20 protein-coding genes are annotated in these 24,796 nt (G+C 34.2%); 9 read left to right on the top strand and 11 right to left on the bottom strand.

From position 1 onward, the window contains the following. Positions 1-105 precede the first annotated feature (105 nt). The 3 genes from P6733_RS10335 to P6733_RS10345 all read left to right on the top strand — a co-directional run bounded on the left by P6733_RS10335 (position 106) and on the right by P6733_RS10345 (position 2,596). Positions 106-1,233: a cysteine desulfurase family protein gene (locus P6733_RS10335; protein ID WP_306352789.1), complete on the top strand. Its 1,128-nt coding sequence runs from the start codon at positions 106-108 to the stop codon at positions 1,231-1,233. Positions 1,234-1,329: 96 nt separating this feature from the next. Next, complete coding sequence (locus tag P6733_RS10340; RefSeq protein WP_306352790.1) at positions 1,330-1,953, top strand: helix-turn-helix transcriptional regulator; 624 nt, start codon at positions 1,330-1,332, stop codon at positions 1,951-1,953. 88 nt (positions 1,954-2,041) lie between these two features. Beyond that, complete coding sequence (locus P6733_RS10345; protein ID WP_306352791.1) at positions 2,042-2,596, top strand: NADPH-dependent FMN reductase; 555 nt, start codon at positions 2,042-2,044, stop codon at positions 2,594-2,596. Positions 2,597-2,628: 32 nt separating this feature from the next. Here P6733_RS10345 and P6733_RS10350 read toward each other — a convergent pair whose 3' ends face one another. Further along, positions 2,629-2,910 (bottom strand): GNAT family N-acetyltransferase, encoded by a 282-nt coding sequence (locus P6733_RS10350; protein ID WP_306352792.1) that lies wholly within the window; start codon positions 2,908-2,910, stop codon positions 2,629-2,631. 159 nt (positions 2,911-3,069) lie between these two features. Here P6733_RS10350 and P6733_RS10355 point away from each other — a divergent pair, with 159 nt between their 5' ends. Beyond that, the gene (locus tag P6733_RS10355; RefSeq protein WP_306352793.1) at positions 3,070-3,990 is read left to right on the top strand and encodes an NAD(P)/FAD-dependent oxidoreductase; all 921 of its coding nucleotides are present in this window, start codon (positions 3,070-3,072) and stop codon (positions 3,988-3,990) included. On the opposite strand, the gene P6733_RS10360 is transcribed toward P6733_RS10355, so the two are convergent. Then, entirely contained in the window at positions 3,983-4,696 is a 714-nt protein-coding gene (locus P6733_RS10360) for a LytR/AlgR family response regulator transcription factor (protein ID WP_306352794.1), read from the bottom strand. The two genes, P6733_RS10355 and P6733_RS10360, sit on opposite strands and share 8 nt — an antisense overlap. Beyond that, complete coding sequence (locus P6733_RS10365; protein WP_306352795.1) at positions 4,689-5,729, bottom strand: sensor histidine kinase; 1,041 nt, start codon at positions 5,727-5,729, stop codon at positions 4,689-4,691. Before P6733_RS10365 ends, P6733_RS10360 begins: the two co-directional genes overlap by 8 nt. Before the next feature lie 235 nt (positions 5,730-5,964). On the opposite strand from P6733_RS10365, the gene P6733_RS10370 reads away from it, so the two are divergent. The 3 genes from P6733_RS10370 to P6733_RS10380 are packed head-to-tail and all read left to right on the top strand — an operon-like array spanning position 5,965 to position 11,758. Next, positions 5,965-7,359 carry a TolC family protein gene (locus P6733_RS10370; RefSeq protein WP_306352796.1) on the top strand — a complete coding sequence of 465 codons (1,395 nt, stop codon included), beginning with the start codon at positions 5,965-5,967 and terminating at the stop codon, positions 7,357-7,359. A 12-nt stretch (positions 7,360-7,371) separates the two neighbouring features. Beyond that, positions 7,372-10,644, top strand: coding sequence for an efflux RND transporter permease subunit (locus P6733_RS10375; RefSeq protein WP_306352797.1), 3,273 nt, complete (start codon positions 7,372-7,374; stop codon positions 10,642-10,644). Between the two features lie 7 nt (positions 10,645-10,651). Then, a complete protein-coding gene (locus P6733_RS10380) occupies positions 10,652-11,758 on the top strand; it encodes an efflux RND transporter periplasmic adaptor subunit (RefSeq protein WP_306352798.1) in 1,107 nt (368 codons plus the stop codon). Between the two features lie 96 nt (positions 11,759-11,854). Here P6733_RS10380 and P6733_RS10385 read toward each other — a convergent pair whose 3' ends face one another. The 8 genes from P6733_RS10385 to P6733_RS10420 all read right to left on the bottom strand — a co-directional run bounded on the left by P6733_RS10385 (position 11,855) and on the right by P6733_RS10420 (position 22,836). Further along, complete coding sequence (locus P6733_RS10385; RefSeq protein ID WP_306352799.1) at positions 11,855-12,691, bottom strand: Cof-type HAD-IIB family hydrolase; 837 nt, start codon at positions 12,689-12,691, stop codon at positions 11,855-11,857. Between the two features lie 66 nt (positions 12,692-12,757). Then, on the bottom strand, positions 12,758-14,635 hold the full coding sequence (locus P6733_RS10390; RefSeq protein WP_306352800.1) for a monovalent cation:proton antiporter-2 (CPA2) family protein: 1,878 nt from the start codon (positions 14,633-14,635) through the stop codon (positions 12,758-12,760). A 146-nt stretch (positions 14,636-14,781) separates the two neighbouring features. Continuing rightward, a complete protein-coding gene (locus P6733_RS10395; RefSeq protein WP_306352801.1) occupies positions 14,782-16,197 on the bottom strand; it encodes a TolC family protein in 1,416 nt (471 codons plus the stop codon). A 64-nt stretch (positions 16,198-16,261) separates the two neighbouring features. Next, complete coding sequence (locus tag P6733_RS10400; RefSeq protein ID WP_306352802.1) at positions 16,262-19,435, bottom strand: efflux RND transporter permease subunit; 3,174 nt, start codon at positions 19,433-19,435, stop codon at positions 16,262-16,264. Positions 19,436-19,455: 20 nt separating this feature from the next. Next, positions 19,456-20,586: an efflux RND transporter periplasmic adaptor subunit gene (locus P6733_RS10405; protein WP_306352803.1), complete on the bottom strand. Its 1,131-nt coding sequence runs from the start codon at positions 20,584-20,586 to the stop codon at positions 19,456-19,458. Positions 20,587-20,741: 155 nt separating this feature from the next. Beyond that, a complete protein-coding gene (locus tag P6733_RS10410) occupies positions 20,742-21,338 on the bottom strand; it encodes a TetR/AcrR family transcriptional regulator (RefSeq protein WP_306352804.1) in 597 nt (198 codons plus the stop codon). 342 nt (positions 21,339-21,680) lie between these two features. Next, complete coding sequence (locus P6733_RS10415) at positions 21,681-22,064, bottom strand: DUF3037 domain-containing protein (RefSeq protein WP_306352805.1); 384 nt, start codon at positions 22,062-22,064, stop codon at positions 21,681-21,683. Then, positions 22,042-22,836, bottom strand: coding sequence for a HipA family kinase (locus P6733_RS10420; RefSeq protein WP_306352806.1), 795 nt, complete (start codon positions 22,834-22,836; stop codon positions 22,042-22,044). The genes P6733_RS10415 and P6733_RS10420 overlap by 23 nt, the downstream gene beginning before the upstream one ends. A 240-nt stretch (positions 22,837-23,076) precedes the next feature. Here P6733_RS10420 and P6733_RS10425 point away from each other — a divergent pair, with 240 nt between their 5' ends. Together P6733_RS10425 and P6733_RS10430 are read left to right on the top strand one after the other, a co-directional pair. Next, entirely contained in the window at positions 23,077-23,757 is a 681-nt protein-coding gene (locus P6733_RS10425; protein WP_306352807.1) for a hypothetical protein, read from the top strand. Positions 23,758-23,834: 77 nt separating this feature from the next. Continuing rightward, positions 23,835-24,734, top strand: a complete 900-nt coding sequence (locus tag P6733_RS10430; protein WP_306352808.1) for a helix-turn-helix domain-containing protein — start codon at positions 23,835-23,837, stop codon at positions 24,732-24,734. Positions 24,735-24,796 lie beyond the last annotated feature (62 nt).

Below are 24,796 nucleotides of genomic sequence, written 5' to 3' on the forward strand. Positions count from 1 at the left end.
TTAAAAGTTGATGGGCTTTTTTTATGCTTTTATTGTATTTTTTGACGAAGGACTTCAAAAACAAAAAATAAGCAATCTCAAAAGGAAATGTGTAACTTTGCACCAATGAAAAAAGTATATTTAGATAACGCTTCCACTTCTGCTGTTCGAGCAGAAGTAATAGTAGCAATCACTAATGCCCTTCAGAATGAATATGGGAATCCTTCTTCTATCCACAGTTTTGGAAGGAGCGCTAAAGGATTGATTGAAACGGCACGAAAAACAGTTGCGAAAGCAATCAATGCTACACCACAAGAGATTATTTTTACTTCTGGAGGTACAGAGGCCAATAACTGGATTCTAGAAAGTGCTGTAAGAGATTTAAAAGTAGAACGTATTATTACAAGTAAGATAGAACATCATGCAGTTCTACATACGACAGAAAATCTAGAAAAACAATATAAAGTTCAGGTTGATTATGTCAAACTATTGCCAAATGGTGATATTGATATAAATCATTTGGTAGAATTATTGTCTGCCAATATACCAACATTGGTTAGTTTGATGCATGTGAATAATGAAACCGGTAATATATTAGATTTAGAACGTGTAGGAAGAATTATAAAACAACATAATGCTTATTTTCATTCCGATACAGTACAGTCAATTGGAAAATTACCATTTGATTTACAACAGCTTTCTATAGATTTCTTAGTCGCAAGTGCGCATAAATTCCATGGACCAAAAGGAATTGGTTTTGCATACATTAAGAAAAATATATTTGTACGTCCTATGATTCATGGTGGAGAACAAGAAAAAGGATTACGTGCAGGAACAGAATCAGTTCACAATATTGTAGGCCTTGCAACGGCGCTAGAGACTTCGTATGCTCATTTATTAGAAGAAAAAGAATATATCCTTGATTTAAAAAATTACTTGTTAGATCAATTAAAAATAAACTTCCCTGAATTTAAAATTAATGGTAATAGTTCGAATAGTTTCTACACTATAGCAAACATACTATTGCCTTTTTCAGAAGAGAAAACTGCGATGATTTTATTTCATTTGGATATGAAGGGAATTGCCGTTTCCAGAGGCAGTGCGTGCCAATCGGGAAGTAGTAAACCCTCTCATGTACTAAAAGAAATCCTTTCTGAGTATGATACGAAAAGACCTTCCCTGCGAATATCATTCAGTCATTACAATACCAAAGAAGATATTGATTTATTGATTGAAGCCCTTAAAACTGTTTAGTTCAAATTATAGAGTACAAAAAATAATATCCAATAACGTTAATTCATTAAAAAGTCTTATTTTTGAATAATAAAACAAGCAATTGCTTGGAATATTATGATGACGACTGATCGATTTTTAATACTCTTAAAAAAGAAAGGCCCTTTAACTGCAAAGGAGATTGCGACTGAATTCAACATTACAGGAGAAGCAGTGCGTCAACAGCTTAATAAACTAGGACAACAAGATTTGGTTAGTAGTACCTCAATTACACAAGGAGTAGGCCGTCCACAACAATACTATAGTTTATTAGAAAAAAGTAATCAACACTTCCCCGATACCCATGCTGAACTCACAGTTCAATTAATAGAAACAATCCAAAAAGTATTGGGTAATAATGCATTAGATGACATTATTGACGCCAGAGCCAAGGAGATTGATTTGCGTTATTTTGAACGAATCAATCAAGCAGAGAGTACTATAGAAGGGAAATTAAACTGTTTAGTTGCCATACGTAATGAAGAGGGTTATATGGCCGAATGGAAAAAAGAGGAAAATAACTATTTATTAATTGAAAACCATTGTCCTATATGTGTTGCAGCAACAGTTTGTCAAGGATTTTGCCGTACAGAAATTAATACTTTTCAGAAAGTTTTAGGAAATGAAGTCGAAGTAAAAAGGATAGACCATATTGTTTTAGGAGCACGACGATGCGCTTATCAAATTACGACAGTAGGATAATTTAAACGTAAAGCAAATTAAATCTTTATTTATTCATAAAAGCATTTAATTTTGCGTAAAATGGAATTTTAATGACACTCAATATATTATGAATATACTATTATTTAACGGTTCAATTGATATCCGTCCACATACAGCAGCCTTCAAGCTTTCAGATTATTTAGAAGAACAATTTCGTGCACTAGGTCATGAAGTTGTTCAGTTCAATGTAGGAACAACAGCAATACCATTTCTAGATTTTACAAATCCAGAAATACCTACAGAAGTTCAGTCTATGTGTGATGCATTTTTAAAAGCAGATGTTCATATTTGGCTTGCCCCTTTGTATCACGGAGGAATGCCTGGAATTATGAAAAATTGTCTGGATTGGTTAGAAATAACCAGTAAGAATACGAATCCGTATTTAACCGATAAATTGATTGGTTTGATCTGTTGGGCAGATGGAGGTTATGCACTAAACGGAATCAATGGAATGGAAAGCGTAGCTAAATCATTACGCGCATGGGTACACCCATATAGTGTGCCAATTATTAAGTCAGATTTGTTTAAAGATATAGAACACGGGCATTTTTCTGAAATGAGTAAAAATAGATTAAACCGAATGGTACACCTATTAACAACGCCAAGACAGGAATTGAAATAAATAAAAAAGCGGGATATTATCCCGCTTTTTTATTATAATACGTCTTGAAAAGTTTCTACTTTTTCAAATACACTTTTGGCAAATGGACATAAAGGAATAATTTTAACTTTTTTCTCTCTTGCTAAATCTACAGATTTACTGACCAATTGTTTTCCAATTCCTTTTCCTTTCAATACAGGATCTACTTCAGTATGATCAATGATGATGCTTGCATCTCCAGCCCAAACATAACTCATTTCAGCAATAATTTTGCCTGCTTCATCTTTAACGAAAAACATACCTTTTTTGCCGTTATCTTCATGTTGAATTTCCATAGTCATTAATTTTTTATTGATTGATTCTATTCTTTTATAGCTTGATTGTTTTAGTTTCAACTAAAATTTCAGCGTACAAGATAAGAAAAAAGTATCAAAATAGAAATAAATTAAACGCAACAATATTGCAATTAATTGAAATTTTTATATTTTTACACAATGAAAAATAACAATCCTTTAGACGCAATAATTATAGGTGGAAGTTATGCAGGACTTTCCGCAGCAATGGCTTTGGGTAGAGCCTTACGTAACGTATTAATTATTGATAATCAAGACCCTTGTAATAAACAAACGCCACATTCACATAATTTTATTACGAATGACGGTAAGGCACCCGCAGCAATAGCAGAAGTAGCTAGGGCAGAGTTGAAGAACTATTCAACAGTAAAATTCAAAATTGATACCGTTTTGGAAGTGCATAAATTTGAAAATCATTTTAAGGTGAAAACAGCTTTTGAAGAAGTGTATACCGCCAAGAAAATTATATTTGCGACAGGAGTTAAAGATATAATGCCTCCTATTGATGGTTTTGCGGAAAGCTGGGGAATCTCAATATTACATTGTCCATATTGTCATGGATATGAGGTGAGAAATGAAGAAACAGGAGTATTAGCACAAGGTGATATTGCTTTCGAATTTACTAAAATGATTAGCAATTGGACCACTAAACTAACCTTATTTACCAATGGAAAAAAAGGAATAAGCGATGAGCAGTTTGCGATATTAGATAAGAATGGGATTTTGGTCAATACTAAAGAAATAAAAGCAATAAAACAGAACAATGGTCATATAGAACGCGTTGAATTTGTAGATCAAACTTCCAAAAATATAAAAGCATTATATACCAAAGCAGAGTACAAACAAAAATGTATTATTCCAGAAATACTAGGCTGTGCTATTACTGAACAAGGATTAATTCAGGTAGATGATTTTAAACGAACATCTGTTCCAGGAGTATATGCTATAGGAGATTGTACAACACTATTAAGAAGTGTGCCTGGAGCTGTTGCATCCGGAAATTTGGCAGGAGCAATGCTAAATAAAGAACTAATCGAGGAGCGATTTACTGTAATTAATTAGGAACTTTACTATTCAGAATATTAAATAATTCTCGTTTGTAGGTAATTCCAATCGGGATAATGGTATCATTAATTTTAATAATCTCTTTCTTAAAACATTTAATATGATCCAAGGCAATAATATAAGATTTGTGTACGCGCATGAATATTGATTTTGGAAGCATTTTTTCCAATTCATTCGTAGTAATAGAAGCGAGATAATTTCTTTTTACCGTATGCAATTTGACATAATTTCCAAAACTCTGGGCATAAAGTATTTTGTCAAGCTCAATCTCGATTTGGGCGCCATCCACTTTAATACTAATTGTTTTCCCCGGTAGATCTTTTGTTACATCCTGTGCTGATACAGAAGTAATAAGACGGTCGATTGCTTTTAAAAAACGGGGAAAATAAATGGGCTTCAACAAGTAATCAATTACACCATATTCATAACTTTCCAATGCAAATTCAGAATATGCAGTAGTAAGAATTGTTTTAGGTGGTTTTGTCAACATCTTTAGCAATTCTAAGCCAGTGATTTCAGGCATATCAATATCCAAAAACATTAAATCAACAGTATTCTCTCTAAGGTAGTTTAATGCCTCAATACCGTTATAACATTGCGCAACAAGTTCCAGTTGAGGGAACTGCGTTTTGATGTAATTCGTTAACACATAATGTGCTGCAGGTTCATCATCAACTATAATACATTTTATAATTTTATTCATCTGAAACCCTTTTCAATTGCAAATCTAAATTTACGGTATAAATATTATCTTTTTTCTGAATATCTAAATTATAATTATTCGCATAAATAATATTAAGACGTTCCATTACATTCTTTATTCCAATCTTGGTTGAAACAATATTCGTTTTCTTTTTAGGAATAGAGTTCACCACCTTAAAAAATAAACGGTCCTCTTCAATATGAGCAGAAATATGAACGAAGCAAGATTCAATAGCACAGGTTCCATGTTTAAAAGCATTTTCAATGAAAGTGATTAGCAACATTGGAGAAATTTTATAGATTGCGGGATTCTCAATATTAAAATTATATTTGATTTCGCAACGGTAGCCCAAACGCTCTTTTTCTAAGTTGATGTAACTATTAATAAAGATAAGTTCATCATCCATAGTCACACATCTTTTTGTATTGGTTTCCAATTGATAACGCATCAATTGAGATACTTGCATAATTAAATCAGGAGTACGTTTAGGATCTTGTAGGCTAATTCCATAAAGCGTATTGAATGTATTAAATAGAAAATGAGGATTCAGTTGATTTCTCAATGCTTTCAATTGAATTTCTTTATTAAGAAGAGATTCAACCGTTTTCTTTTTTTCTTCTCTGTAAAATTTAAGCAAGAGAATCGGACACATAATACAGATTAGTGTTGCTATAAGCACAGTAAGCTGAAAAAGATAACTATTTTGTTTCACGGACTTGTATAAAAAACAATCTTTATAAAGCCATTGGTTTGTTATCTCATAGAGTACAATAGAGAAAAGAAGTACCAAGACAGTACTAGAAAGTAAATAAAGAAATGGGCGATGTGCTTTTAATAGAATTGGTAAAATAAAGAAACGATTCAGCTGCGCATGAGCATAAAGCAGTAAGAAATAGCAAAAAGCTTTTCCAAGTCCATCGGCTGAAATCATAAATATCCAATCATTTAAAGTGAAAAGGATGAATGAGAACAGTAAGATGATTAATTCATGCCACCATTTGTTTTCCAAAATATATTTATATCGAATTTTCATCTCGGGGGAATTCTTATAAGGGAGTCATTATGATTTTAGTATGATGAACAATTAGTTCAATATCAGACTATAAAATTTAAGTCAATTACTACAAAGATCATTCTTTTTTTACATACTTCAAGGATATAAATGATGTATTCAATTCGTCATTTACGATTCGTATTCATCATTTATATGGCAAAAATAGCCCGTTAAAGAAATAATTTTGTGAGAATAATTCACAATCATCTCGGCAATGAATTCAAAAAAAAATAGCACTATACTTTTAATACTTCTAGTGTCATTTGGCACTTTTGCACAAAAACAAATACTAACATTAAAAGAAGCTGTAAATACCTCACTTGAAAATTATGGAACGATTAAGGCAAAAAATTATTATGTTGATGCCGCACAAGAAACAGTAAAACAAGCAAAAAGAGAATATTTACCGAATTTAAACATTTCAGCACAACAAACCTATGGAACAATTAATGGTCAAAATGGACCATTGTATGGTTTGGGCGGATTAGGAGTTGCATCATCAGGACTTCCGTTACCCGAACAAAATTGGAATGCTGCTTTTGGAGCTTTATACTTAGCCAATGTCAATTGGGACTTTTTTACTTTTGGAAGAATCCAAGAAAAGATTAATCTTTCAAAAGTTGCAGCAGAGCAAAATAAAAGTGACTTAGAACAAGAAAAATTTCAGCATAAAATTAAAGTTTCAGCAGCCTATTTAAATTTATTGGCAACCCAACGATTATTATTATCGCAACGTAAAAATTTAGATCGGGCAGAAGTTTTTAAAAATATTGCAACCCAACGGGTTAAAAATGGACTGTTAGCAGGAGTAGACTCTGTTTTAGCAACTGCCGAAGTTTCCAAAGCGAAGATCTTATTGAATCAAGCTAAAGAAGCAGTCAAAGAACAGAATAATAAATTAAGTTTCTTAATGGGAACCACAGTTCAAGATTTTGTTTTGGATACAACATTAGTCTATCGAATTCCTGCTTCTGTATTGACACTCGAATCATCGGCTACAGCAAATCACCCAGTATTAGAATTTTATAAAAATAGAGTGGATTATAGCAACCAGCAAGTAAAATTATTCAAAAGAAATTATTACCCAACGTTCAATTTATTTGGCGTTTTTCAAACGAGAGCCTCAGGATTTGATTCTCAGTATGCGGTGGATCAACATGCTTATACCCGAAATTATTTTGATGGAATAGACCCAAGCCGAAGCAACTATTTGGTTGGAGTAGGAGTTGTTTGGAATCTGACTGCTCCATTCAGAGTTAGTAAACAAGTTCATGCACAAAAGTTAGTTTCAGAAGGATTACAACAAGAATATGAAGTGGTGAATCAGGAATTAAAAGCACAATTGGATGTAGCAAATGCTAAAATACAATTTGCGATGGACAATTATAATGAAGCACCCATACAAGTAAATGCTGCGTCACAAGCCTATAGGCAAAAGAACGCCATGTATAAAAATGGACTTGCAACGATGGTCGATATTACACAAACATTATACACTTTAAATCGAGCAGAAATTGACCGAGATATTGTCAATAATAATGTATGGCAGTCCCTTTTATTAAAAGCAGCTGCAACGGGTGATTTCAACTTATTTATTAATGAATTTTAATTTTTTTGACTAATGAATTTAATACGTTTCGCTCTTCGTAAGCCAATATCAATATTAGTTTTAGTGGCTGGGCTATTCTTTTTTGGAGTAGGTGCCATTCGCGATGTAAAAGTAGATATTCTTCCGAAGATGAATTTACCCGTAATTTATATTGCTCATCCTTTTGGTGGATATACACCCGATCAAATGGAGTCTTATTTTGCCAAAAGTTATACAAATATCTTATTATTTGCCAATGGAGTAAAATCGATTGAAACCAAAAACATACAAGGTCTGATGATTATGAAAGTTTCATATTATGAAGGAACGAACATGGCACAGGCAGCAGCAGAAATTAGTGCATTGTCTAATAGGATTCAAGCGGCTTTTCCACCCGGAACGCAACCTCCTTTTGTTATCCGATTTGATGCCTCTTCACTACCAATTGGACAGTTGGTTTTGAGTAGTCCAATACGTTCGAATAATGAATTACAAAATCTAGCAGATATTTATGTCCGTTCCTCTTTTACATCTATTCCGGGATTACTTTCGCCAGCACCATTTGGAGGAAGCCCAAGAACCATAGAGATTAATGTAAATCCAGATTTATTACGTTCACATAATCTTACTGCAGATCAGGTTGTTGAGGCAATAAAATTGAATAACCTTACTGCACCATCTGGAAATGTCAGAATTGGAGATCAGAATTATATTACGCCAACAAACAATACAATTAAAGCAGTTAAAGATTTTGAAAACATTCCATTGTTCAAAGGAGCAGTCCAAAACTTATATTTAAAAGATGTTGCCGTTGTAAAAGATGGAGGAGATGTTACAGCAGGTTATGCCTTAGTAAATGGAAAACGATCTGTTTACGTGAGTATTGCGAAAGCTGCTGATGCATCCACTTGGGAGATTGTAAAAAAATTAAAAGCTGAACTTCCTAAAATACAAAGTACATTACCCGAAGATGTAAAATTATCCTATGAATTTGACCAATCTGTCTATGTTATCAATGCTGTAAAAAGTTTGATTACTGAGGGAATCATAGGAGCAGTATTAACAGGGCTTATGGTATTATTATTCTTAGGCGATAAAAGAGCTGCATTAATTGTAATCTTGACTATTCCGATATCAATTATTTCAGGAGTATTATTTTTGAAATTATTTGGGCAAACCATCAATTTAATGTCGTTGAGCGGACTAGCCTTAGCGATTGGTATTCTGGTCGATGAGAGTACGGTGACCATTGAAAATATACACCAGCATCTTGATATGGGTAAACCCAAGGCACTTGCTATATGGGATGCATGTAAAGAGATTGCATTACCAAAATTATTGATCCTATTCTGTATTTTGGCCGTGTTTGCTCCTGCCTTTACAATGACAGGGATACCAGGATCTTTGTTTTTGCCTTTGGCTTTAGCTATTGGTTTTTCAATGATTATTTCATTTTTATTATCACAAACCTTTGTACCTGTTATGGCTAACTGGTTAATGAAAGGACATGAGGATAAACACATTAAACATAAAAAAGAAATCACGACAGACGAAGCGGTATTTATTGCTTCAGGCTTAACACCGGAATCAGCGGAAGATGCTTTTGTCCAAAAGAAGATTTTAGTAGAAAGAGAAGACTTTAATAATGATGGAAAAATCAGTCGATTCGAACGATTCAGAAATCGTTTTATGAAACTATTAGACCGTCTTTTTATTCACCGCAAAGGAGTTACGATTGCTTATTTAGTAATCATCACAGGATTAGCTGTTTTACTATTGAATACAATCGGACAAGATGTATTCCCTAAGGTGAACTCCAGTCAGTTTCAATTGCGAATGAGAGCTCCTGATGGAACACGTATTGAGCGAACAGAAGTAAAAGCAATCAAAGTATTGAAAGAACTTGAGAATATGGTCGGGAAGGAGCATATTGGTATTTCTTCGGTATATGTGGGACAACACCCTTCTTTATATTCGATTAGTCCAATTTATTTATTTACGGCAGGACCACATGAAGCTGTTTTTCAAATCAGTTTGAAAGAGTATGAAGCCGATATGGATGAGTTTAAAGATCAATTGAGAGCCCGTGTGAAAAAAGCAATGCCCGAAGTAAAGCTTTCTTTTGAACCTATAGAATTGGCTGATAAAGTGTTGAGTCAAGGTTCACCAACACCAATTGAAATAAGAATTGTTGGTAAGAATAAAATACAAAATGAAGTTTATGCAAATAAACTGGTAGAGAAGTTAAATAAGATTGATTACATGCGTGATGTTCAAATTGGGCAATCAATAAAATATCCATCCATGAATATTAACATTGATCGTGTAAAAGCAGCCCAGTTGGGGGTAGACATGAATGATATTTCTCGCTCACTAATTGCATCCACTTCCTCCTCAAGATATACAGAGAAAAACACTTGGATTGATGAAAAAATTGGATACTCTTACAGTGTACAAGTTCAAGTGCCTTTGAACCAGATGAATAGTAAAAGTGATATTGAAAGCGTTCCATTATTGAGAAATACAATCCGTCCAGTATTAGGAGATGTGGCTACGGTTACACCTTCTACAACACATGGAGAAAATGATAATCTGGGGGCTTTACCATATCTAACCGTAACGGCAAATATTCATCAAACCGACTTAGGAAAAGCGTCCAATGATGTGAGCAAAAGTATTGCATCACTAGGCGAATTACCACGTGGTTTATTTGTAGAACCAATTGGGTTAAGTAAAGTACTCAAAGAAACGATGGGAAGTCTAGAATCAGGCTTATTAGTTGCTGTAGTGGTTATTTTCCTAATGCTAGCAGCAAATTTCCAATCATTTAAAGTCTCATTGGTTATTTTAACAACAGTTCCAGCAGTAGTACTAGGTGCATTATTAATGTTATTAATTACAGGATCAACTTTAAATTTACAATCCTATATGGGAATTATTATGTCGGTAGGGGTTTCAATTGCTAATGCTGTATTATTAATTACCAATGCGGAACAATTACGGAAACACAATGGAAATGCATTACAATCGGCGCGAGAAGCAGCAGGATTACGTATTCGTCCCATTATTATGACCAGTGTGGCAATGATTGCAGGAATGTTACCTATGGCTATTGGACACGGTGAAGGAGGAGATCAAGTATCACCATTAGGAAGAGCTGTTATTGGAGGTTTATTATTCTCAACCTTTACTGTATTAATTATTTTACCTTTAATATTCGCTTGGGTGCAAGGAAATACTTCAACCGATTCAGTATCCTTAGATCCAGAAGATCAAGAAAGCAAACACTATATCTCATCTTTATAATTATACAATGAAAAATAATTTATTCAAAACATTCACATTTACCATTTCAACACTGCTAATCATTCTTTTAAGTAGTTGTCATTCTTCAGAAAAGAAAGAAGAAAAAGTTCAGGACGATGCGCCAGTTGTTATTGAAACCTTTTCATTACAAAAAGAAAAATTATCATCAGAACTAAGTATGCCTGCGGAACTAATTAGTTTTCAGGAAGTAGATTTATATGCGAAAGTAAGTAGCTATGTAAAAGATCTAAAAGTAGATATTGGATCAAAGGTAACGAAAGGTCAATTGTTAATTGCTTTGGAAGCCCCAGAGATTAGTTCGCAATTAGCCGCGGCAGCATCCCGCTTGAAATCACAAGAGGCGGTGTATACAGCAAGTAAAAGTAACTATGACCGTTTATTCGAAACGAGTAAGGTAGAGGGAACAGTTGCAAAAAATGATATTGATCAGGCAATTGCTCGAAAAAATTCGGATTTAGCACAATATGAAGCAGCCAAAGCGAATTACAAAGAAATTACAAATGTGAAGAGTTATCTTGAAATCAGAGCACCATTTGATGGAATCGTAACCGCAAGAAATGTAAATCTAGGTGCTTTTGTTGGACCATCAGGCAATGGATCTGTACTTCCATTATTAAAAGTTCAGGATCAGAAGAAATTAAGATTAGCGGTATCTATTCCAGAAATTTATACAGGATATTTAGCACAAGGACAAGAGATGAGTTTCACCGTGAAATCTGTTCAAAATGTAGTGTTTAAAGCAGTAATCCAACGTATGGCAGGTGCATTAGATCTTAAACTACGCTCTGAACGTGTAGAAATGGATGTATTAAATAAAGATAACAACTTATTACCAGGAATGGTAGCAGAAGTTAAATTACCTTTAACGGCAAAAGATAGTGCCTTTGTTGTACCAAGAACAGCCGTAGTCAATTCGGCAGAAGGAGTATTTGTAATTCAAGTTCAGAATAATGAAACCAAAAGAGTAATGGTTCAATTGGGAAGAACGATAGAAGATAAAGTAGAGATTTATGGACCAATTGCTTTAAACGACCAATTGGTTACTTTAGCAACTGAAGAAATTCGAGACGGAACAAAAATAAAAACTAAATAAGCAAGGGAAGCGCGCACAAAGATTGTGAATACAATCAAAATGGAGTGGAAAGAAAAACGGGGCATTAGCCCCGTTTTTTGTTTGTATATAAAAATATTATATCGCACTTTTTCTTAAAGTAGCCGTAGATTCTACGGTTTCAATCATCTCTTCTAGTACTACAACTACACCATTCTCATCATTTGATTTTGTGACAAATCGAGCCGCTTCGATAATAGCAGGATGCGCATTCTCCATGGCATAACTGTAATAGGCTTCTCCCATCATTTCCAAGTCATTTAGATAATCACCAAAAACCATGGTTTGATCCGCAGTAAGGTCTAATTTTTCTTGTAATACCCTCAAAGCAGTTCCTTTATTCGCTAATTTATGCGATAAGTCCAACCAGATGTCTCCCGAAACTTTAACCTGTATTTCGTTTTCCATCTCCTTGAAATAGGTATAACTGTTTTTTTCTGAACCTTCTAAATCACAAATTGTAATTTTTAAAAAATCATCATCCGGAAGAACAGTAAGATCTTCCAATATTTCAAATTTTCTATAATGTTGATTCAAGCTATGAACAAAATCTTTATCAGTACTTTCAATATAAGCATTCTTTTTTCCGCAAAGAATAGTATAAATTCCGGGAATCTGTTTCGTTTTTTTAAGCAACTTAACCACTGTAATTGGATCCAAAGACTGCATTAAAAGTTCTTCTCCTTTGTAAAGAATATAACTTCCATTTTCAGCAACAAAAACCATTTCATTTTTGATGGATTCAAATTGTTTTAGAAGACTAAATAATTGACGTCCGCTTGCCGCTGCAAAAGTAATTCCTTGTGCATTCATTCGCTCAAATAGAGGGAAGAAATCGGCGGTTAATTCACCGTTGGAATTCAATAAGGTACCATCCATATCGGAGGCTACTAGTTTTATATCGGATAAATTCATGGTGCAAATTTACAGCATCTGGGTTAAAAATCTATTTTATTATGTCAATTTTAGCTTATTTGAAGATTATGAAACGTTTAAATTCAATTGCTCTTCTGAAGGATTCAAATATAAATTTTCATTTGTAACTTCTCTATCGGCTTGCATAATTCGTTCCAATTCTTCAATATTCTTACGCGCTGCATTGATGTATTCGTCATTGTCCCGTATACTGGAAAGATATTTTAATGTACGCTCATCATGAATGAAAAATGTTTCTGCCGATTTTGCAATTGCTTGCGTAGGATGCCCCAATATTTTTAAGGCATCTATTCCCAAACGCAAACTCGTATCAAAAGTTTCTCGGTAGATGTGCATTATTCCGGCATTCATCAAATTATAAGCGTCATTTCTATTGGTGGAGCGAACCAAAATATAGAGATGAGGAAAATGTTTCTTAACGGTTTCAATCATCGATAAACGTTTTTCTTCATCACTAATAGCAATAACAATAATTTGTGCTTTATGCGCTCCTGCAATTTCTAATAAATCAAAACGAGTGGCATCACCATAATATACTTTTAATCCCATGCGACGTAGAAAGTCTACATTGTCACTATCGATATCCAATACCGTAGTTCCAATATTATTGGCTCTTAAAAAACGACCCACTGTAGTTCCAAAATGACCATAACCAGCAATAATAACGGGATTATCTTCTTCTTCTATATCGCTTTCTCGTTCTATCGTTACTACCTTTTTTTGCTGACACAATCGCGGTAGGATTAATTTGTCATTCAACATCATAATCAGTGGGGTGAAAGCCATACTAATAGCCACTACTGCAATTAAACTATCGGTTATCTCTTTCGACAAAATTTCCTGTTGTGAGGAGAAACTCAATAATACAAAAGCAAATTCTCCTATTTGAGATAAACCAAAACTAAAAATAGAATTTTGGGCATTTCGAATCTTAAATATTCTACCAATACCAAATAAAACGAGCGCTTTAATAAGCATTAAACCCGCTACTAAACCCAGTATTAATAAAGGTTTGGTTAAAATTAATTGGAAATCGATGGAAGCACCTACAGCAATAAAGAATAATCCTAATAGCAACCCTTTGAAAGGATCAATAGCACTTTCCAATTCATGTCGGTATTCACTATTGGCTAATACAACACCCGCTAAGAATGCCCCTAAAGCAGGACTTAGACCAACGGCAGACATTAATATGGTTATTCCAATAATCAACAATAGGGCTGCTGCGGTAAACATTTCTCGCATCCCTGTTTTTGCCATAATTCGGAAAATAGGACGTACAAGATATTTCCCAATGATAACCACTAAGGTAACGGAAGCAAATACAATCAAAGTTTGAATCCAAGGAGCAAATGCATTGATTGAAAAATTGGAAGCACTTGTAACTGCTTGCCCCACTTGAACCTTATTAGTTAATAACGGGAATATTGCAAGCATTGGGATTACGGCAATATCTTGAAACAGTAATACAGCAAATGAACTTTGCCCAGCTTCGGATTTCATTAGTCCTTTTTCATGAAGAGACTGCATCACAATGGCGGTAGAAGAGATTGAAACAATCATCCCTAGCGCAAGAGCTTGCTTCCATTCGATGTTAAAGAATAAAGCAATACTACTAATGATCAAAGTTGTGGTTAATACTTGTAAACCACCCATTCCCAATATTGTTTTTCGTATTTTCCATAAACGAGCAGGCTGTAATTCCAGTCCAATCACAAATAACATCATGACTACACCAAATTCAGCAAAATGCATAATATCATGTCCTTCTACACCGATAAATTCAAGACAAAAGGGCCCAATCAATATTCCGGCAATTAAATAACCTAAAACCGACCCTAATGCCATTTTTTTAGCTATTGGAACCATAATAACGGCAGCAGCTAAGTAAATCATAGCCTGAAAAAGAAATGTTTCTTTCATAGATTTTATGGATTAAGTGAAGTTATTGTCTTATAAAAGTAAAAAATAAACACCGATAATAATTAATGTTTTTTGTTTCTAAATGAAATTAGACTCCAATGTTTTTACGTATTGAAGTCTAATTATAATTTTAAAATAAGCTGTTGTTATTGCCATCCACCACCTAAAGAGCGGTACAAGTCTACGACAGCGTTAAGTTGTTGTTTTTTTAAGGAAGCCAAATCAAGTTCGCTTTGCAACACATTACTTTGTGCTGTGATAACTTCAAGATAATTAGCCATACCATTTTTGAAAAGCAAATCGGCATTTGTGGTTGCTTTCTGTAAAGTAGTAGTACGCGTTTGGGCAAAATCTAGTTGAGATTTTAATTTCTCGACTTTAGCCAAAGCATCCGAAACTTCTCCAACTGCAATTAGTACAGATTGTCGGAATTGTAATACCGTTTTTTCACGTTCCACTTTTGCAATCTCATATTGAGTACGCAATTGTTTACGTTGTAATAATGGCTGTGCCACAGCGCCGGCAACCGTTCCAAATAAAGAAGCAGGAATATTAAACCAATTACTAGACTCAAATGAATTCACACCACCAGAAGCCGTAATATTCAAAGAAGGATACATAGAAGCCTTAGTAATTCCTACTTTTGCATTAGCAATATTTAAAGCCAATTCATGACTTCTTACATCAGGTCTGCGACTTACAATGGCAGAAGGTAAACCAGTAGATAAATTTTCAGGAATTTTAATTCCATCCAAATCCGTAGTACGTTCCACCGCAGTAGGCAATGAACCTGCTAGAATACTCAATGCATTTTCTTGAATAATAATATTTTGTTCCAATAGAGGAACCAACTGAGCTGCTACTAATTGTTGTGCTTCTGCTTGTTGAACGGATAATGAAGTAACCTGACCTGCATCATATTGTAATTTAATGATGAACAAAGTGTTGGTGTTTAAAGCCAAGTTTTTCTTTGCAATTGCCAACTGAGCATCTAGCATCAATAAGTTATAATACCCTTGTGAAACTTGAGAAACGATATTAGTCTGTATTACTTTTCGTGCTTCCGTAGTTTGTAAATAAGTCGCTAAAGCTCCTTTTTTCTGGTTACGGATTTTACCCCAAATGTCAGCTTCCCATGAAAGCGTTAGATTTGCATTGTAATCTTCCACATGGCTTTTACCTAGAAACTGACTTGTACTTAATCCATTCAAACTATTTTCAGAAGGACTATTTGAGTTGGCTGTAACACCCAATCTCAATTCAGGAACATTTCCCCATTTTGTTTGTTTGAACTGTAATTCTGAAGCCTCAATATTTTTTAATGCAATCTGCATATCATAATTACGTACAATAGCACTATCAATCAATTTTTGAAGCGTAGTTTCAGTAAAGAAACTTTTCCATTTTATATCAGCAATACTACTCGTATCACTTACGGTTGTATTTCTAAAGTTGGTTGGTAATTCTGCTTGAGGAGTGGCAATATCTTTTGACACTTTACAAGCATTAAAAACTGTAACAACTAAGAAGAGTACAATGTATTTAGTTATATTTTTTTTCATTGTGTATCATTTGTGTTATAGAGTTCCTCCATGTAGGAGGAACTCTATAATTTTTTTTGAATGATTATTGTCTATCCGATAAAGTCTCTTCGTTGTGGATCACTGCAATTGGTTTTTTTCCGACCTTTTCTTGTAAGTATTGGAAAATAATGAACAATACAGGAATAATGAATAATCCAAGGATTACTCCGGATAACATACCTCCGGCAGCACCAATACTAATAGAGTGGTTACCTAGAGCAGATGGTCCAGTAGCACGCATCATTGGGATTAATCCCACAACAAATGCTAATGAAGTCATGATAATAGGACGTAAACGTAATTTGGCTGCTTCTAGAGACGCGGCTAATAATGTTTTACCTGCACGTCTTCGCTGTACCGCAAATTCGACAATCAGAATTGCATTCTTGGCGAGTAATCCAATCAGCATGACTAAGGCAACTTGTACATAGATATTATTCTCAATTCCAGTTAATCCAATGGCTAAGAATACTCCAAATATACCTGTTGGAATAGATAAGATTACGGCTATCGGAAGAATGTAACTCTCGTATTGAGCCGCTAATAAGAAATAAATAAAGAGTAAACTCAATCCAAAAATAATAGCCGATTGACCACCTGAAGTAATCTCTTCTTTTGTCATACCAGAAAATTCATAAGAATATCCAGAAGGTAATTGCTGTGCAGCTACTTCTTCAACAGCTCGGATAGCATCCCCAGAACTATATCCTGGTTTTGCAATGGCATTGATTCCAATAGAGTTAAACAAATTGTAACGAGAAGCCGTTTCAGGACCATACACACGTTTTAGTTTTACTAAAGTGTTAATCGGCACACGATCTCCCAATCTGTTTTTTACAAAAATGGCATCCATTGCTGCAGGATTCGTACGATCCGTTTTGTCTGCTTGAAGCATAACACGATAATATTTACCAAAACGGTTGAAATCGGATGCCTGAGCACTACCAAAATACGCCTGCATAGTTTGCAAAATATCTTTGTTATTGACGCTCAATTGTGCTGCTTTTACTTCATCTACTTCCATTTCCAATTGTGGATAATCGGCTCTGAATGTTGAGAATGCAAAAGCAATCTCTGGACGTTTCATTAATTCCCCAATGAAGTTTGTAGAAACACCACTGAACTTATCTAATTTTCCACCACTACGATCTTGTAGTACTAAATCCAAACCATCCACATTACTAAAACCAGGAACAGTAGGGAAGGTGAATACGAAGAAATTGGCTCCTTTAATAGTTGCTAATTTTCCACGAATATCATCCATGATGCCATTAATATCTTTAATATCACCTCTTTCTTTGGTTGGTTTTAAAAGTACAAAAGCAACACCCGCAGATGGACTCGTTGATTGAGTTAAAATATTAAAACCAGAAAGTACATTCAGAATTTTATTAGAAGGCATTGGTTGTAATAATTTTTCTGCTTCAAGCATTACTTCAGAAGTACGGTGTAATGAAGCTCCAGGAGGCATAGACAACGCAATAGCAATAAAACCTTGATCCTCAGAAGGAATAAATCCAGAAGGAGTTCTGTTTACCATCCATACCGTTGCAACAATTACGGCTGCTAATCCTGTTAATCCAACCCATTTATGACGGATTAAGAAACGTAGACTTCCTACATATTTATTAGTTAATTTGTCAAAACCAGAGTTAAAACCAATAAAGAATTTCTCTTTAAAACCTTTTTTAGCCTGTGGATCTCCTTTATGCGAATGATTCTCTTTTAAGAATAAAGCCGCCAATGCAGGACTCAATGTTAAGGCATTAACTGCTGATATAACAATTGCAATCGCTAATGTAAAAGCAAACTGTCTGTAGAATACACCTGTAGAACCTTCCATAAATCCAACGGGCAAGAATACCGCTGACATCACTAAGGTAATCGAAATAATCGCTCCCGTAATCTCACTCATTGCTGAGGTTGTAGCCGTTTTTGGGTCCATATGTTTATGTTCCATTTTTGCATGCACCGCCTCGACGACGACAATTGCATCATCGACGACAATACCAATGGCAAGTACTAAGGCGAATAAGGTCAGTAAGTTGATTGAGAAACCAAATAATGACATGAAAAAGAACGTACCTAGTATTGCAACCGGAACTGCAATGGCGGGGATTAACGTAGAACGAAAATCTTGTAAAAAGATAAATACTACAATAAATACAAGAATAAAGGCTTCTATTAAAGTTGTTTTAACTTGGTTAATCGATTGATCTAGAGCATCTTTAGTGTTATAAAGGATTAATTGTTTTACACCTTTTGGGAAATCTTTCTCTGCTTTTTTCATCAATTTGGCAATAGCAATCTGAATCTCATTAGAGTTAGATCCTGCTAATTGTACAATACCAATATTCAATCCTGATTTTCCATTGATACGCGTTTGACTACCATAAGTATAAGCACCGAACTCAATACGCGCTACATCTTTTAAACGTAAAATAGAACCGTCAGCATTCGCACGAATAATAATGTTTTCATATTCGGCAGGCTTATTTAATTTTCCTTTGTATTTGACAACATATTCAAAAGACTCAGTACTGCTTTCTCCGAATTTACCAGGAGCCGCTTCTAAGTTTTTATCCTGAATAGCGACCATTACCTCATTCGGTGTTAGGTTGTAAGAAGCCATTTTACTTGGATCTAACCAAACACGCATCGAGTAATCTTTACTACCACCAAAAACACTCGCTTGACCTACACCTGGAATCCTTTTTATTTCAGGAATAATATTAATTTGAGCATAATTCGTTAAGAAAGTCTGATCATATAACTTTTCATTTTCAGTATATAAATCGACAACCATAATCAAACTGTTCTGTTGCTTAGCTGTAGTAACCCCAGCTTGTACAACCTCTGCAGGAAGTTGACTTGTTGCTTGGGCAACACGATTTTGAACATTCACCGCAGCTTGGTCAGGATCAGTGCCTAATTTGAAATATACGGTAATAACTAAGGAACCATCATTACTGGCTGTTGAACTCATGTAACTCATGTTTTCAACACCATTAATCGATTCTTCCAGAGAAGGAGCTACCGAACGCAATACGGTTTCAGCATTTGCTCCAGGATAGAGCGCTGTAACCTGTACGGCAGGAGGTGCAATATCTGGGAATTGTTGCAGTGGGAGTTTGAATAACCCCAAAATACCTACAATAACCAGTAAGATGGAAATAACAGTCGCCAGTACGGGTCTGTCTATGAATTTTTTAAACATATTTTTAAACTTAAAATAAATTAGTTTTTAGCTATTGTTTTTTGTTCCGCTTGTGGAGTGATAACTGTTCCTTCTTGCAAATTCTCAAATCCTTTTGATACGATACGATCTCCAGCTTTTACACCATCAGTGATTAAGTAGTCAGTTCCAGAAATACCACCAATCGTTATAGGCATTTTGCTTACTTTATTGTCTTTACCTACTGCATAAACAAACGTTTTATCTTGAATTTCTATCGTAGCAGATTGTGGAATCAAAATAGCAGCGTCATGTTGTAATCCCAATTGAATTTTTCCTGTATTACCAGAACGAAGTAATCCTTTTGCATTAGGGAAAGTTGCACGTAATGTTATTGCTCCCGTGTTTTTATCAAATTGTCCATCGACCATATCGATTTTACCAGTTTGAGTATATGGAGTTCCATCGGCTAAGATTAATGATACAGGAGGTAATTTTTTGATTTTTTCATCAATTGTATTTCCTTCGTATTTTGTTTTGAAGTTAATGAAGTCATTTTCTCCAAGAGAGAAATAAGCATATACTTCTTGTACATCTGTAAGTTGAGTTAATGCTTCAACATCTGTACGGGAAACTAAACTACCTTGTTTTTTAGGTAATCGCCCAATGTAACCGTTTACAGTCGCTTTAATTAAAGTATATCCTAAATTAATCTCAGCACTATTAACCATAGCTCTTGTTTGTTCTGTATTAGCTTTTGCAATTCTATAATTGGCTTTTGCTGCTTTCAATTGATAATCAGAAACTACTTTGTTCTCTACTAAAGGAGTTAATTTGTCCACTTCCAATTGTGCGTTAACTAATGCCGCTTCAGCTGCATGGAAATTACCCAAAGCAGTATTTAATAATTCGCGGTAGGGTAACTCATTGATTTTGAATAAAGCTTGCCCTTTTGTAACATAGGCTCCTTCATCCACTAATACTTTATCTAAATATCCATCTACCTGTGGACGAACTTCAATGTCAACTCTTCCTTGAATCGCTGCTGGAAATTCGTTAGTCGTAGTGGCAGATACATTTCCAATACTTAATACTGGTAATGATGGGGGTGGAGGTGTAGCATTTTTAGCTTGATCTCCGGCACATCCGTAAATGAATAGGATAATGATTGAACTTAAAATAATATTTCTCATATCGTTGTTAAATTATTTAATGGTGTTAAGTAATGATTAAAAAAATACCAGCATTTTGTACTGTATTCATGTTTATAAAAGGTTAAAGTTAAGTTTGTATTATACGCTTGTTATTTAATTTAACAGCGTTAAGTAAGTAGTCAAAAAAAAGCGACCTACAGTGATTTGATTATTCCGCCAATTGCATCTTTAAGTATTTGGTTATTAATTGTTTTAGATAATCCGTTTCCAACCATATTAATCGAAATTAATCCATGAATTACTGCAAAAAAGGTGAAGTGCTTTTGTTTAATATTTGAATCTGTACATTCCTCAGGATTATTTTTTTGTAATAATTCTGTGATTACAGAAGTAAATAATTTAAAAGGAGCTTCAACTTCAGGTGTCTTTTGATTACAACAAGTCATTTCAACGCCATACATAAGTTGATACATTTCTCTGTTGGCAAAAGCAAAATCCCAATAGGCTAACCACATCGCTTCTAGTTGTTCAGGAGCAGTTTCTGCTGAGGCTTTAGCTTTTTCAAGATCTTTCGTTAATAAAACAAACCCTTTGGTTGTTAACTCTTGAAGTATTGCTTCTTTATTAGCAAAATATTCATAAATAATTGGAGCAGTATATTCTATTCGGTCGGCAATTTTACGCATACTAAGCCCTTGCCATCCTTCTTCTTTTACGATATAGCATGCAGCATCTAATATATTAGATCTGGTCTCTTCTTTTAAACGTTGAATTCTATCTTTACTTGCCATCCGTCCTACACATTAAATGATTTAACATCGTTAAGCAAAAGTAATACAAATTTGGATATAAATACTTTTAACATCATAAATTTAGAATAATTTAACGCTGTTAGATTATTTAATAATTTAATTATTTCAGTGAAATAAGGTGCTAAGGAAGTGTTTAAGGAATAGACTAAGCGATATTAATTACGATAAATACAATGCGATTTGTTGGCTTTTAACCCCTTTTTGGAGCTATAGAATGGATAAGAAATACCATTTTTGATAGGGAATATTCTTAAGAAGGTATAAAAATTAAAAATTCCCAGCTTGATCGTAAGACAAACTGGGAATAAAAAATAGATAGTATTATAAAACTAATTCGATAAATAATCGATTGATGGTTGCTTCCAGATTCTCACTTAAACCAGGGTGTGGTCTTGAAGTTTGTATCACAGAACTGCGAACAGCTGTCAACCATCTGAAACGAGAAGGAATATCCAATTGTGCTATAGGGCCACCATCTTTGGCACCATGGCTAATTTTTTCAAAAGATTCTAAGTTGAGTTGTAATTGCTCAAGGTCTAAATCATCTGAGAATAGCTTAAGTTTATTAACATCCATCGTGTATTTGAATCGGATGAATCGTTCCTTTTTACAAAAGAGGACAACACCGACATTCAAAAATTCCTCGCGTTCAACCCTAGGTAGTACACGAATCACGGCATATTCATATAAGTGTTTGTCTTGCATTTTGAGCTTCTTTAATAAAAATATCGGAATGAGCCATTCTAACGGTTAGGAACTTATAATAAACAGATCGAAGTTCTTCTGGTGATTCTGTTGTATCTTCCCATTGTAACCATTCATCGGGAATAAGATCTACAATTTGGCGTATTTTATCCTCGGTTAGTAAAACCTTAAAAGCTACATCTACCTCTTCTAATTCAGATGCCTGTGGTAATAACACGTGATCTTTAATTAAAGAAAAAGGACTCTTTGTATGATTCTCCCAGTTGACCCATGAATGATGGAAGTATAGTGAAGCTCCATGATCAATAAGCCATAATTCTTTATGCCAAATAAGCATGTTTGTATTTCTGAAAGTACGATCAACATTCGTTATTAGTGCATCCAACCAAACTATTTGTGAAGCTAATTTAGGGTCAACAACAGTTACTACGGGATCAAAATTAATAGCACCAGATAAAAAATGTAAAGCTAAATTTAAACCTTGACTACCTTGTAGTAAGTCCTGAATTTCCTCATCTGCTTCTGTACGGCCAAAGGCTTCATCAAGATTTGCAAAAACAATTTCAGGTAATTGTAAACCCAATGCCCGTGCAATTTCTCCACCAATTAATTCAGCGATGAGTGCTTTTACCCCATGCCCGGCCCCTTTAAATTTAAGTACATATTTAAAATCATCATCAGCTTCAGCAAGGGCTGGTAATGAACCACCTTCACGTAATGGCGTTATATAACGCGTTACATTTACAGTGCGTAAATTAAGTTTATTGCTCATAAGATTATCATTATGGATATCAAAGTACAAAAAAGTACGATGTTATAAAAATAGATTGTAAAAGTACATTGAATTGACGAAATGCAATTCAATATTGAAGGCATATATTTACTATTTGATAATGAAATATAAAAATTAACTATACAAAATCATAAATGTTAGCAGGAACATTTTAAATCATCGTTTTTTTGCTATTTTTAACCCAAAGACTAAAAAGAGACTTCAACAAAAAGAAAAAGCATGAGATTTATCTTGTTATTAATACTTGTAATTAGTGTATCGTCAAACGTATATGCTCAATTTGATGTTAATAATAAATCAATGGCTTTTCCACGGGCCAATAATACTACAATTGAACCAAAGAAAAGTGTTACACCACCTTCATCAGAAATCCCTCCTTTATATAGTCCGAATGCAATGAATGCTACCAAAAAATCAAAAAGCTCACTACAAGTCGGAAAAGAAGAAGGATATGCAATGCCAAAAAAGACCAATGAATTTGTAAATCCGGGAATCATGTATGAAGACCGATTGAATAGAAAAGGGACAGGAGAAACATCTGAAGATGAAATTGTATTCCGCAGAAACCAATATTTAGGTGATTTTAAAAGTAAAGCCGATAGGGTAAGAGTACGATATCGCGATCATCAGGCAGTAGATGGCGATGCGATAAAAGTATCCGTGAATGATGTAGTATTAAAATCCAGAATTATATTAGATAGTGAATTTCAGGGATTTGATTTAGAATTGAATCCAGGTTTCAATAAAATCGACTTTGAAGCATTAAATCAAGGAAGTTCGGGTCCCAATACAGCCGAGTTTCAAGTGTATGATGATAAAGGAAATATTATTGCAGCAAACCGTTGGGATTTAGCGACAGGATTTAAAGCAACTATTATCATTGTGAAAGAGGCAGAATAAACTTCATATTCTCTGAATATCAATTAAAAAAAACACTCAAAATAAATTGTTTTGTTTGATTTGTATAACTTTGTGCGATGAAAAAAGTAGAAAGCATAGAAGAATTTTATTTGACTAAACTCAATTGGATGCCAGATAATCTTAAAAAAGAGATTGGGCATTTTAATGTTTTTAAATTAGATGAATTTGTTGGATGCAGTGCAAAACCAGCTCCTTATAGTCGCAAAGAATATTTTAAAATTAGCCTTATTCTGGGAAAAAACAGAGTAAACTATGCCGATAAGGTAATAGAAATTGAAAAACAAGGACTATTATTTGCTAATCCACACATTCCGTATAGTTGGGAATCTTTGGAAGATGAGCAAACAGGCTTTTTTTGTGTTTTTACAGAAGCATTTTTTAATCAATACGGGAACATAAAAGAATACCCTATTTTTCAACCTGGTGGTAATCCAATCTTTATTTTATCTGATGAACAAGTAGTTTCAATACATCGTATTTTTAGTAGGATGATGGAAGAAATAAATTCTGATTATACCTATAAATATGATGTACTTCGTAATTTGGTTTTTGATTTGATACACAATGCATTAAAGATGCGGCCAGCCACTACTACAATCTACGAAAGTTCAAATGCATCCACAAGAATTTCCTCCTTATTCATGGAATTATTAGAAAGGCAATTCCCAATTGAAACTCCAATACAACAGATTGTTTTTAAATCTCCTACAGAATTTGCTAATCAATTAGCAATACATGTAAACCATCTTAATCGAGCATTGAAAGAAACTACAGGTAAAACAACTTCACAAGTTATAACGGAACGTCTTACACAAGAAGCTAAGGTTTTATTGAAACATACCGATTGGAATATCGGAGAGATTGCTCGTTGTCTTGGATTTGAGGAACTCTCCCATTTTATAAACTTTTTTAAGAAAAGAACAGAACTCACACCCACTTCTTATCGATCAATCTAAATTGTTTGATTTTCGTAACTATTCGTTTGAATCATGTAATGCCTAAAGATTGCTGACATTCT

This window comes from Flavobacterium aerium (genome assembly GCF_030766725.1).
GTDB classification, from domain to species: domain Bacteria; phylum Bacteroidota; class Bacteroidia; order Flavobacteriales; family Flavobacteriaceae; genus Flavobacterium; species Flavobacterium aerium.

Bases quoted from the DNA above. Each gene is read 5' to 3' on its own strand.
- P6733_RS10410 (WP_306352804.1), bottom strand. From the start codon at position 21,338: ATGGCAAGTAAAGATAGAATTCAACGTTTAAAAGAAGAGACCAGATCT.
- P6733_RS10350 (WP_306352792.1), bottom strand. From the start codon at position 2,910: ATGGAAATTCAACATGAAGATAACGGCAAAAAAGGTATGTTTTTCGTT.
- P6733_RS10365 (WP_306352795.1), bottom strand. From the start codon at position 5,729: ATGAAAATTCGATATAAATATATTTTGGAAAACAAATGGTGGCATGAA.
- P6733_RS10390 (WP_306352800.1), bottom strand. From the start codon at position 14,635: ATGAAAGAAACATTTCTTTTTCAGGCTATGATTTACTTAGCTGCTGCC.
- P6733_RS10375 (WP_306352797.1), top strand. From the start codon at position 7,372: ATGAATTTAATACGTTTCGCTCTTCGTAAGCCAATATCAATATTAGTT.
- P6733_RS10360 (WP_306352794.1), bottom strand. From the start codon at position 4,696: ATGAATAAAATTATAAAATGTATTATAGTTGATGATGAACCTGCAGCA.
- P6733_RS10355 (WP_306352793.1), top strand. From the start codon at position 3,070: ATGAAAAATAACAATCCTTTAGACGCAATAATTATAGGTGGAAGTTAT.
- P6733_RS10380 (WP_306352798.1), top strand. From the start codon at position 10,652: ATGAAAAATAATTTATTCAAAACATTCACATTTACCATTTCAACACTG.
- P6733_RS10425 (WP_306352807.1), top strand. From the start codon at position 23,077: ATGAGATTTATCTTGTTATTAATACTTGTAATTAGTGTATCGTCAAAC.
- P6733_RS10335 (WP_306352789.1), top strand. From the start codon at position 106: ATGAAAAAAGTATATTTAGATAACGCTTCCACTTCTGCTGTTCGAGCA.
- P6733_RS10370 (WP_306352796.1), top strand. From the start codon at position 5,965: ATGAATTCAAAAAAAAATAGCACTATACTTTTAATACTTCTAGTGTCA.
- P6733_RS10405 (WP_306352803.1), bottom strand. From the start codon at position 20,586: ATGAGAAATATTATTTTAAGTTCAATCATTATCCTATTCATTTACGGA.
- P6733_RS10340 (WP_306352790.1), top strand. From the start codon at position 1,330: ATGATGACGACTGATCGATTTTTAATACTCTTAAAAAAGAAAGGCCCT.
- P6733_RS10400 (WP_306352802.1), bottom strand. From the start codon at position 19,435: ATGTTTAAAAAATTCATAGACAGACCCGTACTGGCGACTGTTATTTCC.
- P6733_RS10430 (WP_306352808.1), top strand. From the start codon at position 23,835: ATGAAAAAAGTAGAAAGCATAGAAGAATTTTATTTGACTAAACTCAAT.
- P6733_RS10345 (WP_306352791.1), top strand. From the start codon at position 2,042: ATGAATATACTATTATTTAACGGTTCAATTGATATCCGTCCACATACA.
- P6733_RS10385 (WP_306352799.1), bottom strand. From the start codon at position 12,691: ATGAATTTATCCGATATAAAACTAGTAGCCTCCGATATGGATGGTACC.
- P6733_RS10415 (WP_306352805.1), bottom strand. From the start codon at position 22,064: ATGCAAGACAAACACTTATATGAATATGCCGTGATTCGTGTACTACCT.
- P6733_RS10395 (WP_306352801.1), bottom strand. From the start codon at position 16,197: ATGAAAAAAAATATAACTAAATACATTGTACTCTTCTTAGTTGTTACA.
- P6733_RS10420 (WP_306352806.1), bottom strand. From the start codon at position 22,836: ATGAGCAATAAACTTAATTTACGCACTGTAAATGTAACGCGTTATATA.